At 58.9% G+C, this 13,597-nt stretch carries 12 protein-coding genes; 10 read left to right on the top strand and 2 right to left on the bottom strand.

Translation table 11 applies throughout. The features are described 5' to 3' along the window. Positions 1–78: 78 nt before the first annotated feature. Complete coding sequence (locus O3C79_RS02380; RefSeq protein ID WP_494384649.1) at positions 79–1,413, top strand: SLC13 family permease; 1,335 nt, start codon at positions 79–81, stop codon at positions 1,411–1,413. Between the two features lie 47 nt (positions 1,414–1,460). On the opposite strand, the gene O3C79_RS02375 is transcribed toward O3C79_RS02380, so the two are convergent. Beyond that, entirely contained in the window at positions 1,461–1,862 is a 402-nt protein-coding gene (locus O3C79_RS02375; protein WP_494384648.1) for an acyl-CoA thioesterase, read from the bottom strand. Between the two features lie 238 nt (positions 1,863–2,100). On the opposite strand from O3C79_RS02375, the gene O3C79_RS02370 reads away from it, so the two are divergent. The 9 genes from O3C79_RS02370 to phoR all read left to right on the top strand — a co-directional run bounded on the left by O3C79_RS02370 (position 2,101) and on the right by phoR (position 12,730). Beyond that, positions 2,101–3,069, top strand: coding sequence for a PstS family phosphate ABC transporter substrate-binding protein (locus O3C79_RS02370; protein WP_010324546.1), 969 nt, complete (start codon positions 2,101–2,103; stop codon positions 3,067–3,069). 139 nt (positions 3,070–3,208) lie between these two features. Next, positions 3,209–5,473, top strand: coding sequence for an ABC transporter permease subunit (locus tag O3C79_RS02365; RefSeq protein WP_494384647.1), 2,265 nt, complete (start codon positions 3,209–3,211; stop codon positions 5,471–5,473). Positions 5,474–5,497: 24 nt separating this feature from the next. Then, on the top strand, positions 5,498–7,183 hold the full coding sequence (pstA, locus tag O3C79_RS02360; RefSeq protein WP_494384646.1) for a phosphate ABC transporter permease PstA: 1,686 nt from the start codon (positions 5,498–5,500) through the stop codon (positions 7,181–7,183). Positions 7,184–7,220: 37 nt separating this feature from the next. Then, positions 7,221–8,054 carry a phosphate ABC transporter ATP-binding protein PstB gene (gene pstB, locus O3C79_RS02355; RefSeq protein WP_010324549.1) on the top strand — a complete coding sequence of 278 codons (834 nt, stop codon included), beginning with the start codon at positions 7,221–7,223 and terminating at the stop codon, positions 8,052–8,054. Positions 8,055–8,083: 29 nt separating this feature from the next. Next, a complete protein-coding gene (gene phoU / locus O3C79_RS02350) occupies positions 8,084–8,842 on the top strand; it encodes a phosphate signaling complex protein PhoU (protein ID WP_076462968.1) in 759 nt (252 codons plus the stop codon). Between the two features lie 305 nt (positions 8,843–9,147). Continuing rightward, on the top strand, positions 9,148–9,690 hold the full coding sequence (locus O3C79_RS02345; protein ID WP_494384645.1) for a chorismate--pyruvate lyase family protein: 543 nt from the start codon (positions 9,148–9,150) through the stop codon (positions 9,688–9,690). A gap of 28 nt (positions 9,691–9,718) precedes the next feature. Next, positions 9,719–10,594 carry a 4-hydroxybenzoate octaprenyltransferase gene (ubiA, locus tag O3C79_RS02340; protein ID WP_494384644.1) on the top strand — a complete coding sequence of 292 codons (876 nt, stop codon included), beginning with the start codon at positions 9,719–9,721 and terminating at the stop codon, positions 10,592–10,594. 97 nt (positions 10,595–10,691) lie between these two features. Further along, positions 10,692–11,387, top strand: a complete 696-nt coding sequence (gene phoB / locus O3C79_RS02335) for a phosphate regulon transcriptional regulator PhoB (protein ID WP_494384643.1) — start codon at positions 10,692–10,694, stop codon at positions 11,385–11,387. Between the two features lie 41 nt (positions 11,388–11,428). Further along, positions 11,429–12,730, top strand: coding sequence for a phosphate regulon sensor histidine kinase PhoR (gene phoR / locus O3C79_RS02330; RefSeq protein ID WP_494384642.1), 1,302 nt, complete (start codon positions 11,429–11,431; stop codon positions 12,728–12,730). On the opposite strand, the gene cysZ is transcribed toward phoR, so the two are convergent. Beyond that, positions 12,727–13,485, bottom strand: coding sequence for a sulfate transporter CysZ (cysZ, locus tag O3C79_RS02325; protein ID WP_494384641.1), 759 nt, complete (start codon positions 13,483–13,485; stop codon positions 12,727–12,729). The two genes, phoR and cysZ, sit on opposite strands and share 4 nt — an antisense overlap. Positions 13,486–13,597: the final 112 nt, after the last annotated feature.

The following is a 13,597-nucleotide window of genomic DNA, read 5'->3' as shown; positions in this document are numbered from 1 at the left end:
ATCGCTACGACTAAAGTAGTCCGTTCGCACTTGCGAGTGTAGAATTCGCGCTTTTCAAACTCGCCCTGGGAGAGATAGATGTCCGGCAAGTGGATCACTTTTCTGCTGGCAGTCCTCAGCGCTGCCGGTATCTGGTTTCTGGCACCACTGGAAGCCGAACTGCGCACAGGCCTGGCCATACTGGCTGTAATTGCCATTTTGTGGATGACCGAGACGTTTAACATCACGGTCACTGCGCTATTGGTGCCGGTACTGACCGTGGTGACCGGCGTTTTCGGCGTCGCCGATGCACTGAAAAACTTCGCCAACCCGATTATTTTCCTGTTCCTCGGCGGCTTTGGCCTGGCTGCGGCACTCAATGCACAGGGCCTGGATAAATACATTGCCGGCCATGTGGTCCGTCTGGCCCGAGGCCACCTGGGTGCAGCGGCCCTGCTGCTGTTCCTGACCGCGGCCGGGTTATCCATGTGGATTTCCAATACCGCAACCACCGCGATGATGCTGCCGCTGGCACTTGGCCTGCTGCGCCAGCTGCCCTATGAGGACAACCAGCGCACTTACTGGTTTGTGCTGCTCGGTGTGGCCTACTCCGCCAACATTGGCGGCATCGGCACCCTGGTCGGCTCACCGCCCAACGCCATTGCCGCCGCGGAAGTGGGCCTGAGCTTTACCGACTGGCTCAAATTCGGCATCCCCACGGTGATCCTGTCACTGCCGCTGATGATTGTGGCGCTGTATTTCCTGTGCAAGCCGGACCTGAGCCACCGTTTCCGGGAAGTGCATCGTCATGACCCGCTGAATACACAGCAGTGGCTGACGCTGGGCGTGTTCGCACTGACCGTGGCCATGTGGCTGTTCAGCAAACCGTTGGCAGGCCTGCTCGGTATCAGCAAGGGGCTGGATTCGATTATCGCGCTCAACGCCATCCTGCTGCTGTGCATGCTGCAACTGGTAAACTGGAAACAGATCGAGAAGTCGGCAGACTGGGGTGTGTTGCTGCTGTTCGGCGGCGGCCTGACCCTGTCGGCCATGCTCAAGGCAACCGGCGCCAGCGCGTTCCTGGCCGGAGGCCTCAGTGAACTGATGGCGGGCGCCTCGGCCCCCCTCTTCCTGCTGGTCGTGGCGGCCTTCGTGGTGATGCTGACCGAGATTGCCAGCAACACGGCCAGCAGCGCCCTGCTGGTGCCCATCTTTGTCGGTATTGCCGGCAGCATGGGCCTGCCACAGGATATCATGGCCGTGGTGATTGCCATTGCCGCGTCCTGCGCCTTCATGTTGCCGGTGGCAACACCGCCCAACGCCATCGTTTATGGCTCGGGCTACCTGCCACAGCGCGAGATGATGCGTGCCGGTGTCGTGCTGAACATCATGATGACCGCCGTGATTGCCGGCGGCGCCTGGGCACTGCTGTAAGGCAAAGCAGTTGCCGCTGGGCGAGTGCAGGCAAGTCCCGCACTCGCTCAATTCTGCCTTGGCAAGGCGCGAATCCGGCCCTGAGGATCGATGGCCACCTGCACACATTCGGTGCGGCTCACCTTGCGCGGCGCCTGTCCATCCGGGCAGCGCCCCCAGGCTTCCACCTGAATACGCAGCGAGCTGTGACCGCGCTCAACCACCTGGGTGTAAAAGCTCAGTATCGTGCCCTGCATCACCGGTGACATGAAGCTCATCGGCCCCACCGATACGGTCGCCACACGGCCTTCTGCTTCCTGTCCGGCACGGATTTCACAGGCCAGTACCAGCTGGGATGCCACCCAGCCACCGTATACGTCGCCAAACATGTTAACGGCCTGCTGACCGGCCGGAAGCTGCAGACTCAGCTCACCCTCCGGCTGCCGAACCTGATCATCATTTATTGTCATTGTGACTGATCTCTTCTGGTTACTCTGCCACTTGTCACGTGTGCATTGGGTTATTCAGGGTAAATGATACCCCGATTGTGCATCGCACATAATACCTAGGTCGAACCCAATCGCAGCCGTCTCCTAATCTGGACAAATCCGTCAAACTCATTCGCCCATTGTCACTTTTCCGTCATAAACCACCCCTATAGTGCAGGCATGTCAAATCACTAACCCGATTCCTAACCAGGAGCCGATGATGAAACCGATGAAAAAGCTGTTTGCTGCAGTGGCCATGACTGCCACCTGCTTCACCGCTCAGGCAAGTGACCTGCTGGACCCGAACCTGCCGACTTACCAGAAAGCTTCTGGTGTATCCGGTAACCTGTCCAGCGTTGGCTCCGACACTCTGGCCAACCTGATGACGTTGTGGGCTGAAGAGTTCAAGCGTAACTACCCGAACGTCAACATCCAGATCCAGGCTGCCGGTTCTTCTACTGCGCCGCCCGCTCTGACCGAAGGCACCTCCAACATCGGTCCGATGAGCCGTAAGATGAAGGACAAGGAAATCGAATCCTTCGAGAAGAAATACGGTTACAAGCCGACTCCGGTTGCCGTTGCCATCGATGCCCTGGCTGTGTTCGCACACAAGGACAACCCGATCAAGGGTATGAGCATCGACCAGGTTGACGCTGTATTCTCCTCTACTCGCAAGTGTGGCGCTGCTGCTGATGCCAACAAGTGGAGCGATCTGGGTGTAAGCGGTTCTCTGGCTGACCAGAGCATCCAGCTGTTCGGTCGTAACTCTGTATCCGGCACTTACGGCTACTTCAAGAAAGTCGCTCTGTGTAAAGGTGACTTCAAAAACAGCGTAAACGAACAGCCGGGTTCTGCTTCTGTTGTTCAGTCTGTTTCTACTTCCGTTAACGCTCTGGGCTACTCCGGCATCGGTTACAAGACTGCGTCTGTTCGTGCCCTGCCGCTGTCCAAGAAAGGTACTGACTTCGTAGAGCCGACTCCGGAAAACGCCATCGCTGGCAAGTACCCGCTGGCACGTTCTCTGTACGTTTACATCAACAAGAAGCCGGGTCAGGACCTGCAGCCGCTGGAGCGTGAGTTTCTGAAGCTGGTACTGTCCAAGATCGGTCAGGAAGTGGTCGTGAAAGACGGCTACATCCCGCTGCCGGCCAAGGTTGTTGAAAAGCAGATGAAGGATCTGGGTCTGTAAGCATTACGCACCCGACCTGAGTCATCGAGGGGAGTCTTAGGACTCCCCTTTTTGTTTTGTTACAGATGTAACAGAGCTGTCACATGTTTGACTTATTGTACCCGCCATACCAAGTTCGACACTTCTCAGGACCCTCGACATGAGTATTGAGCAAACCAACACTGTGCCGGAGCTGGACTTCAACACCCCGGCTCAGCGCCGCCTCCGCCAGGCGCGCATGCTGAAGGACAAGTTGGCCGCCAGCAGCATCGCTATCGGCGGTATCAGCGTAATCCTCGCCGTTGTGATGATCTTCTTCTACCTGCTGTATGAAGTTGCCCCGCTGTTCCGTTCCGCGGAAGTAGCGCCCTGGGGTGGCGAGCAGGAAGTCAGCTATACCGTGCCCGGCACAGGTTCGACACTCTATCTCGCCGTCGAAGAACAGGCCGAGATCGGTTTTCGTGTCAGCGATGCGGGTGAAATGATTTTCTTTGACACCACCAGTGGTCAGGTGCGCCTGACCGAGCAGCTGGCGCTGCCGGAAGGTGTCGAAATTACAAGCTTCAGCCTGCTGTCCGAAGCCAGCCAGACCTTTGCCTTTGGCCTCAGCGACGGCAGCGCCAAGGTGATCAAGCACAACTACAAGGCCAGCTACCCCAATGGTCAGCGTGTACTGACACCCGAGCTGGTGTACCCGGTCGGTGAAGCCCCGCTGCAGGTGGCAGACGGCCCGATCCAGCGTCTGGCGATCAACGGCAACTCGGACGAGTGGGCGCTGATTGCCCTGAGCGGCAGCACGCTGAGTGAGCTGAGCCTGGAAATGACGGAAAACTTCCTCACCGGTGAGGTGGAGATCGAAGAAAGCCGTCGTAACCTGCCCTCGTTCAGCAATGTACCCAATAAACTGGTGATGACACCTGATCATCGCTGGCTGCTGGCCAGTCTGCCGCAGGGCAAGATTGGCGTGATGACACTGGGCAACGAGCCGGAAGTCAGCCAACTGCTGGAAGCCAGCAAGGGCGCCCTGACCAGCTTTGAACTGCTGCTGGGTGGCAACTCCCTGATCATCGGTGACAGCAAGGGCCGTCTGTCGCAGTGGTTCTTCGTGCGCGATGATGCCAACGAATATCAGCTGACCCATATCCGTGACTTTGACCATCACGCCAGTGATATCACCAACCTGACCACCGAACAGCGCCGCAAGGGCATCATTACCCTGTCCGCTGACGGTATGCTGAACATCTATAACAGTACCGCCAACCGCCAGGTTCTGAGTGAGCCGCTGTTTGACGGTGCGGCTGATGCCATCGCTCTGGCGCCGCGAGCCAACGCACTGCTGGTGCAGCACGGTGACCGCCTGAGCTTCTGGCACGTGGATAACGAGCACCCGGAAATTTCCTGGAGCGCGTACTGGGAGAAAGTCTGGTACGAAGGCTATGAAGAGCCTGAGTACACTTGGCAGTCCTCTGCTTCCAACAACGACTTCGAGCCGAAATACAGCCTGATGCCGCTGGCCTTCGGTACCCTGAAAGCGGCCTTCTACGCCATGCTGCTGGCCACCCCGCTGGCGATCTGTGGCGCCATCTACACCGCTTACTTCATGGTGCCGGCCATGCGCCGCAAGGTGAAGCCGTTCATCGAGCTGATGGAAGCACTGCCGACGGTTATCCTGGGCTTCCTCGCCGGACTCTGGCTGGCGCCGTTCATGGAAGCCAACCTGGCGGGTATCTTCGTGTGCCTGCTGGTGATCCCCATCGCCATCGTGCTGTTCGGCTTCACCTGGAACAACATGCCCAACAAGATCCGTTTCCTGATTCCGGAAGGCTGGGATGCCGCGCTGCTGGTGCCGGTCGTCATTCTGGCAACCTGGCTGGGCCTGGGTCTGGCCGTTCCGGTGGAAGACGCCTTCTTCGGCGGCCATATGCCGACCTGGTTGAGCAACGAAGTGGGCATCCCCTATGACCAGCGTAACGCCATGGTTGTCGGTATCGCCATGGGCTTTGCCGTGATCCCGACCATCTTCTCGATCACCGAAGATGCCATCTTCGCCGTCCCCAAGCACCTGAGTTACGGCTCACTGGCGCTGGGTGCCACTGCCTGGCAGACGCTGACCCGCGTGGTCCTGCCGACAGCCAGCCCTGGTATCTTCTCGGCGCTGATGATCGGTATGGGCCGCGCCGTGGGTGAGACCATGATCGTACTGATGGCCACCGGCAACACACCGATCATGGATGTGAACATCTTCGAAGGCATGCGTACCCTGGCCGCCAACATCGCGGTGGAAATGCCGGAATCCGAGGTCGGCAGTACCCACTACCGCACCCTGTTCCTGGCTGCCTTTGTGCTGTTCCTGTTCACCTTCTGTGTGAACACCCTGGCGGAAGGGATCCGTCAGCACCTGCGCAAGAAATACGGTTCCCTGTGATCGCTGAGAGTGAGGATTAGATAAATGCGTTATTCAGTCAGTGAATGGACCAAATCCGGCTCTCCCTGGGTTTGGCTCAACGCCGGTGCCGTGGCGATCTGTGTGATCATGGTGGTCGGCCTGCTGGGTCTGATCGCGATCCGCGGTCTGGCCCACTTCTGGCCCGCCGACGTGCTGCAGGCCACTTACACCCATGACCAGAATCGCCGCATCATGGGCGAGATGGTGCAACAGGAAATGGTGCCGGCCGAGCAGCTGCGCGGTGCCGGTGTTGAGGTGCCCGAGGGTGTGGAAGCCATGCGTCGCGACCTGCTCAAGGTTGGCAACCGTGACTTCCTCCCGGCCGACTTCTTCTGGGCCATGGATGACTGGGTGGTCGACAAGACCTACCCGGAAATGATCATGGCCGCCGAGCGCCTTGAGTGGGGCAACTTCTACGGTTACCTGCGTGAAGTGCGCGAAGACGGTGAAACCGTGGCCCGCCACGACGGCTATGACAAGTCCGACGCCTATATGGAGGTCTGGGACGAGTTCCAGCGCCGTATCGACCGTGTACTCGATATCCGTGATCAGATCCTGGAGATCGAAAAACACAAGATCGGCAGCATCAACTACGAGATCGAGCGTCTGCGTCTGAAAGAGCGTTCTCTGGAGCTGAAACAGTCCACTGATGCCGATGCCTATGCTGAAATCGAAGCCCGTCGTGCCGAGCTGAATGCCGACTATGAAGTGCTGCAGCAGGACCTGATCGAGCTCTACGGTCGCATCAACCGCGACAGCTTCATTGCAGAAATCGCGGACGGCCGTGAAGTAGAGATCGACATTGCCAAGGTGGTACGTGCCTTCCTGCCCAACAACATGGGTACCGGCGACAAACTGGTTCATTACGGCGCCAAGGTATGGGAATTCCTCTCCGACGAGCCGCGTGAAGCCAACACCGAGGGCGGTATCTTCCCGGCTATCTTCGGTACCGTGATGATGGTTATCCTGATGTCCGTGCTGGTCACCCCGTTCGGTGTCATCGCCGCGGTCTACCTGCGTGAATACGCGACCCAGGGCTTTATCACCCGCCTGATCCGCATCGCGGTGAACAACCTGGCCGGTGTACCGTCCATCGTCTACGGTGTATTTGGTCTGGGCTTCTTCGTTTACTTTCTGGGCGGCAGCATCGATGACCTGTTCTTCCCGGAAGCCAAACCGGCTCCGACCTTCGGTACCGGTGGTCTGATGTGGGCCTCCATCACCCTGGCGCTGCTGACCGTGCCGGTGGTGATCGTGGCCACCGAGGAAGGCCTGGCCCGTATTCCGCGCTCCGTGCGTGAAGGTTCCCTGGCACTGGGTGCGACCAAGTTCGAAACCCTGATGAAAGTGGTGCTGCCGATGGCCAGCCCGGCGATGATGACCGGCGTGATTCTGGCGATTGCCCGTGCAGCGGGTGAAGTTGCCCCGCTGATGCTGGTAGGTGTGGTCAAGCTGGCACCGAGCCTGCCGCTGGACGGTAATTATCCGTTCCTGCACCTGGACCAGAAATTCATGCATCTGGGCTTCCATATCTACGACGTCGGCTTCCAGAGCCCCAACGTAGAAGCGGCACGCCCGCTGGTATACGCCACTGCATTCCTGCTGGTTGTGGTGATTGCCCTGCTGAACTTCTCGGCCATTGCGATCCGCAACCACTTGCGCGAAAAATACAAAGCGCTTGAAATGTAATTGACGGCTCACGAATTCTGAATTGAAGGTTTACAACATGACTAGCGAAGCCAAAACCCACGCTATCGATATCTCTTCCATGCAGCGTGACGACCGTCAGCTGAACCTGGACGACGAGCAGATCACCCTGCAGGTGCAGGATCTGCGCCTGAGCTACGGCGACAAGGAAGCCCTGCACGGTATCAACATGGATATCCCGAAGAACCGTGTAACCGCGTTCATCGGCCCGTCCGGTTGCGGTAAATCCACCCTGCTGCGTTGCTTCAACCGCATGAACGACCTGGTGGACAGCTGCAGCATCACCGGCAAAATGCTGCTGGACGGCGAAAACATCTACGATCGTACCGTCAACGTGGCCGACCTGCGCCGCCGTGTGGGCATGGTGTTCCAGAAGCCGAACCCCTTCCCCAAGTCGATCTATGAGAACGTGGCCTACGGCCTGCGTATCCAGGGCATCAACAAGAAGCGCGTGATCGACGAAACCGTGGAATGGGCGCTGCGCTCTGCGGCACTCTGGGATGAGGTGAAGGACCGCCTGCACGAAAGCGCACTGGGCATGTCCGGTGGTCAGCAGCAGCGTCTGGTTATTGCCCGTACCGTGGCGGTAAAACCGGAAGTCCTGCTGCTCGACGAACCCGCTTCTGCACTGGACCCGATCTCCACACTGAAGATCGAGGAACTGATCCACGAACTGAAAAACGATTTCACCATCGTTATCGTAACCCACAACATGCAGCAGGCGGCCCGTGTATCCGATTACACCGCCTTCATGTATATGGGTGACCTGATCGAGTTTGGTGCCACCGATGCGCTGTTCACCAACCCCGAGAAGAAACAGACTGAAGACTACATCACCGGCCGTTACGGTTAATTCCAGGGCCAGCAACGGAGATAGCAACCGTGGAACTCGAAAACGACAACTACTCGACCCATATTTCGCAGCAGTTCAATGAGGAGCTGGAGAAAATCCGCACTCAGATGCTGACCATGGGTGGCATTGTGGAACGTCAGGTATCCGACGCCGTTGAGGCGCTGCTGAACGGTGATGTGGAGCTGGCGGAACAGTCCCGCCGCATCGACCAGCAGACCAACGAAATGGAACTGATGATCGATGAGCAGTGCACCACTACCATCGCCCGCCGTCAGCCGGCCGCCAGCGACCTGCGCCTGATCGTATCGATCAGCCGTGCCGTGTCCGATCTGGAGCGCATCGGTGACGAAGCGACCCGCATCTGCAAGATGGCGATCGAACTGGCCGACAACGGAGCCAACCAGCGTGGTTTCCAGGAAGTCCGTCATATCGGCAACCTGGTCCGTGATATGGTCAAGGATGTGCTGACCGCCTTCGCCCGCAACGACCTGGAAATGGCGTACCGCGTCGCCAAGCAGGATCGCAGTGTGGACCAGGAATACCGCACCGCCATGCGCTCTCTGGTGACCTACATGATGGAAGATGCCCGTGCAATCTCCAACGTGCTGAACGTCATCTGGGCACTGCGCAGCCTTGAGCGTATCGGTGACCACGCCCGCAACCTGTCCGAGCACCTGATCTATCAGGTCAGCGGCACAGACGTGCGCCACCAGAGCCTGAAGCAGATCAAGGAAACCGTGCGCGAAGAAACGCATGGCGATGACTCTGAGGATGCCGACGAGCAGTAAGCCCGTCGGTGCCGGCAGGCATTCGCGCACAGATTGCGCTCCCACAAGGGGCTGGCCGCCAGCCCTGAGGGAGCGCTTTTTCCTATTCACCCAGCCTGTTTAACCCTACTTAGGCACCCTTGCCTGTACCATCCCTCTAGCTTCAGCCCTGTGTGGGAAAACACTCTGAAAACGATCTTTCCTGCACAAGCTTTTGTGGGAGCCCACTCTGTGGGCGATTTTCGTGCAATCGACGCCGCCCTCCCAGGCAGCAAATCCGCCAAGGTGCTACACTCTTGCGCTTTCGATCTCACGGAAGTCTGTACGTGTCTGCCCGCACCGCCCTGATCCAACCCCAGACTGCACATCGCTGGCTCCCCGCCGCCTGCCCACGCAAGGTGCCGCACCACTGGCGCCCCTGGCTGCAGGATGAAGGCTCCCTGACACAACGCCTGACCCGCGCCGCCCATGGCGAGTTTGCCGTGCGCGTGCTGTCACAGCATTGGGACTGCCCCAGCGCCGACGAAGCCCGTGCGCTGGGCATGCCACCGCGCCAGATCGCGCTGATCCGTGAAGTGGAGCTGCTGGGCAGCAATGGCGTGCCCTGGGTATACGCCCGCTCCGTGTTGCCCGCCAGCACCCTGACCGGGCGTGAACGCCGCCTGCGCCTGATCGGCAGCCGTTCGCTGGGCTCACTGATGTTCCGTGACCCCAGCCTCAGCCGCAGCCCGCTGGTCTCGGCCCCCATGCGTGATGAACACGGCCAGGAATACTGGGCACGGCGCTCGGTGTTCCGCCTGCACAACAAACCCTTGCTGGTGTGTGAGGTTTTTCTACCGGCCATGGAGCACGTACAATACCCGCTCTGATCTTGTGAGCCGGAGTTCCACCGTGGAGATGTCAGCCGAACGTCCATTGAAAGCACGCCTGCAGGCCTATGTTCACCTGATGCGGGCAGACAAGCCGATCGGCACCTACCTGCTGCTCTGGCCCACGCTCTGGGCGCTGTGGATCGCTGCTGAAGGCCTGCCGCCCCTGCACCTGCTGCTGATTTTCTGTCTGGGCGTGTTCCTGACCCGTTCTGCCGGCTGTGTCATCAACGACTTTGCCGACCGCCATATTGATGGTCACGTCAAACGCACCCACCAACGCCCCCTGCCCTCGGGCCGGGTGACAGAGCGTGAAGCAATCTGGCTGTTTGTCGGCCTGATGCTGGCGTCCTTTGTACTGGTTCTGTTTACCAATACGATGACCATCCTGATGTCCTTTGGCGGGCTGGCACTGGCGTTCGTCTATCCGTTCATGAAGCGCTATACCCACCTGCCGCAGGTGGTGCTGGGGGCCGCCTTTGGCTGGGCCATTCCCATGGCCTTTACCGCCGTACAGGAACAGCTGCCGTTGACCGCCTGGCTGTTGTACGCAGCCAAGCTGCTCTGGACCGTGGCCTACGACACCCAGTACGCCATGGTGGACCGGGATGACGACCTCAAGATCGGGGTGAAATCTACTGCCGTACTCTTCGGGCGTCTGGATAAGCTGATGGTAGGGCTACTGCAACTGGCCGCGCTGGGCGTACTGCTGTGGGTAGGCGCCATCGAGCAACTGGGGATCTGGTTCCACCTGGGGCTGGTCGTGGCGCTGGGCTTCTTCATCTTCCAGCAGTGGCTGATTCGCCATCGCGAACGCATGCCCTGCTTCCGTGCCTTCCTCAACAACCACTATGCCGAGCTGGCAGTGCTGTTGGGCCTGGCGGCAGACTACGCGTTGTTATAAAGGCGTGACTGGACAAAAACCGGATTTGTCATATTAATGTAACCGAAACGTCTTGTAATACTAGCCTCCGATAACTTCTGTAAATGAGGCAGAAACGATGTCTGCATCAAAACGCGTACTGATCGTCGACGACGAAGCGCCGATCCGCGAAATGATTGCCGTGGCCCTGGAAATGGCCGGTTACGAATGTTCCGAAGCCGACAATGCTCAGGATGCGCACGCCCAGATCATCGACCAAAAGCCTGATATGGTTCTGCTGGACTGGATGATGCCCGGCACCAGTGGTGTCGAGTTTGCCCGCCGTCTGCGCAAGGAAGAGGTGACCGCGGATATCCCGATCATCATGCTGACTGCCAAGACCGACGAAGACAACAAGATCCAGGGCCTGGAGACGGGTGTCGATGACTACATCACCAAACCCTTTTCCCCACGTGAGCTGGTTGCACGCCTCAAGGCGGTACTGCGCCGCACTACACCCAAGGGTGTTGAAGAACCAGTTACCGTTGATGGCCTGACCCTGGACCCGGTGTCACACCGAGTCACGGCTGACGAAGCACCGTTGGAACTAGGGCCGACCGAATTCCGCCTGCTGCAGTTCTTCATGACCCACCCGGACCGTGCCTATTCCCGCAGCCAGTTGCTGGACATGGTCTGGGGCGGTAATGTCTACGTCGAAGAACGCACCGTCGACGTGCATATCCGCCGTCTGCGCAAGGCACTGGGCAGCCGCCATGACTACCTGGTACAAACGGTCCGTGGCACCGGCTACCGTTTCTCGGCACAGGTCGCCTGATACCTGTGCACCGTTGATTTTCCACCGGATGGAGCCCGCTTATGCATGTATCTCGACATGCAATGCTGATCAACCTGTTGCTGTGTGCGCTGGCTTCTCTGACGCTGGGCGCTCTGTTTGGTTATCCCATGGCCGGCCTGGCCGTGGGCCTGTTGGTGCGCAGCATTTACCACGCTCAACGTTTCAGCCAGCTTAGCGAGTGGTTACAACGCGAAGATGGCTCGGAGCCGCCGGAGGCCAAGGGTGCCTGGGGCGACCTCTTTGACGAACTGGCGCGCACCCAGAAGCGTGGCCGCTCCCGCGAACAGTACCTGCGCGGCATTATCTCCCGTTTCCAGCAGTCCTCCGCCGCCCTGACAGATGCCATTGTCATCGTCGACAACCAGAACAACCTGGAATGGTGGAACCGCTCCGCAGACCGTTTACTGGGTCTTCGCGCCGCCTCTGACCGTGGCAAACCGCTGATGAACCTGCTGCGTGACCCCCGTTTTGTCCGTTACTACCGCAAGGGGCACTATCAGGAACCTCTGGAGCTGCCGTCACCGGTCAACGGCGATATCCGTCTGCAATACCAGATCAGTCACTTCGGTGAAGGCGACCGCCTGCTGGTGGCCCGCGATATCACCCGTCTGGTGCGCCTGGAGCAGACCCGTCAGGACTTCGTTGCCAATGCCTCTCACGAACTGCGCACCCCGCTGACGGTGATTCGTGGCTACCTTGAGACCTTTCTGGATCAGGACCTGCCCCGTCCCTTGGCGCGCGGCATGAACCAGATGCAGCAGCAGGCACGCCGCATGGAAAGCCTGGTGACTGATCTGCTGCTGTTGTCGCGACTGGAAGCCAGCCAGCACATCAGCGATGAACACCCGATCTTCGTGCAATCACTGATACGCCAGATGCACGATGATGCACAGGCATTGTCAATGGACCGCGGTCACTCGTTTGTGGTGGAAGTTGATTCCAATTACGACTTGCTGGGGCAGGAAAACGAGCTGCAGAGCGCTTTTTCCAATCTGGTGTTCAATGCGGTGCGCTATACACCGGATAACGGCACCATCACCTTGCGCTGGTGGGTCGATACGGAAGGCGGGCACTTTTCCGTCACCGACGATGGTATCGGCATAGAACCGATGCATATCCCGCGCTTGACCGAACGTTTCTACCGTATCGATGAGAGCCGCTCGTCGGCCAGCGGGGGCACCGGCCTGGGGCTGGCCATCGTCAAGCATGTTCTGGTACGCCACGATGGCCACCTGACTATCGACAGCACACCGGGCGAGGGCAGCACCTTTACCTGCCACTTCCCGCCCGACATGGTCGTACCGGTCAGGGACGCGGATTAATTCCGCACGTCCCTGAGCTCTCGGCTCTCGCCGGCGTATTCTTCAACCCAGTACAGGGTGGCGCCGATGACCGCTGCCGGCATCACGAACAGGTTGAGCACCGGTATCAGCATGCCCACTTGCACCAGCGCACCAAAGCCTACCGAGGTAACGCGCTTGGCTTTCATCAGCTGACGCATCTGCGGGAAGCTCACCTTGTTGTTATCCATCGGGTAGTCACAGTACTGGATCGACATCATCCAGGCCCCGAACAGGAACCAGAGCAGCGGGGCCATCAGGTTGACCACCGGAATAAAGGTGATGACCAGAATCAGCAGAAAGCGTGGCAGGTAGTAGGCCAGCTTCTGCAGTTCTCGCTGCAGTGAACGGGGAATCATGGCCAGCACTTCCATCCAGCCTTCATCGTTGATGGGATCGCCGCGCAGGCGCCGTTCGACCTTTTCCGAGAGAAATCCGTTAAAAGGCGCCGCGATCAGGTTGGCCACAATGGAGAAACCATAATAGACCCCGACCAGCACCAGCAGGGCGAACAATGGCCAAAAAAGCCAGTACAGGAAGTCCAGCCAATCCGGCACAAAACCGAGCCAATAATCGATCAGTACGCTAAACTGGTCCACCAACAACCAGATGGCCCCGATAAACAGCAACACGTTCACCACCAGCGGCACCAGCACAAAACGGCGCAGGCCGGGCTGGGGTAACATGGCCGCTCCGCGCAGCAAGTAACTGGCGCCACGTACAGGGTTTCCTTTCATTTTTCCTCCTCAACGAAAGTTTGCCAGGTCAGGCCAGATCCATTTACTCTTGCAGCATGACAACTGAATGACCGGCCCTGCCCGCAGGCAGGCCAACAAGACCGGAGAGGTT

Source organism: Marinobacterium sp. NO-S09 (assembly GCF_059179545.1).
Note: the sequence above shows the minus strand (reverse complement) of the source record. Positions and strands in the feature narration are given on the sequence as shown.

What these genes read in the sequence shown, in the direction of transcription:
- O3C79_RS02380 (WP_494384649.1), top strand. Translation starts at nt 79, where the DNA reads ATGTCCGGCAAGTGGATCACTTTTCTGCTGGCAGTCCTCAGCGCTGCC.
- O3C79_RS02375 (WP_494384648.1), bottom strand. Translation starts at nt 1,862, where the DNA reads ATGACAATAAATGATGATCAGGTTCGGCAGCCGGAGGGTGAGCTGAGT.
- O3C79_RS02370 (WP_010324546.1), top strand. Translation starts at nt 2,101, where the DNA reads ATGAAACCGATGAAAAAGCTGTTTGCTGCAGTGGCCATGACTGCCACC.
- O3C79_RS02365 (WP_494384647.1), top strand. Translation starts at nt 3,209, where the DNA reads ATGAGTATTGAGCAAACCAACACTGTGCCGGAGCTGGACTTCAACACC.
- pstA (WP_494384646.1), top strand. Translation starts at nt 5,498, where the DNA reads ATGCGTTATTCAGTCAGTGAATGGACCAAATCCGGCTCTCCCTGGGTT.
- pstB (WP_010324549.1), top strand. Translation starts at nt 7,221, where the DNA reads ATGACTAGCGAAGCCAAAACCCACGCTATCGATATCTCTTCCATGCAG.
- ubiA (WP_494384644.1), top strand. Translation starts at nt 9,719, where the DNA reads ATGTCAGCCGAACGTCCATTGAAAGCACGCCTGCAGGCCTATGTTCAC.
- phoB (WP_494384643.1), top strand. Translation starts at nt 10,692, where the DNA reads ATGTCTGCATCAAAACGCGTACTGATCGTCGACGACGAAGCGCCGATC.
- phoR (WP_494384642.1), top strand. Translation starts at nt 11,429, where the DNA reads ATGCATGTATCTCGACATGCAATGCTGATCAACCTGTTGCTGTGTGCG.
- cysZ (WP_494384641.1), bottom strand. Translation starts at nt 13,485, where the DNA reads ATGAAAGGAAACCCTGTACGTGGCGCCAGTTACTTGCTGCGCGGAGCG.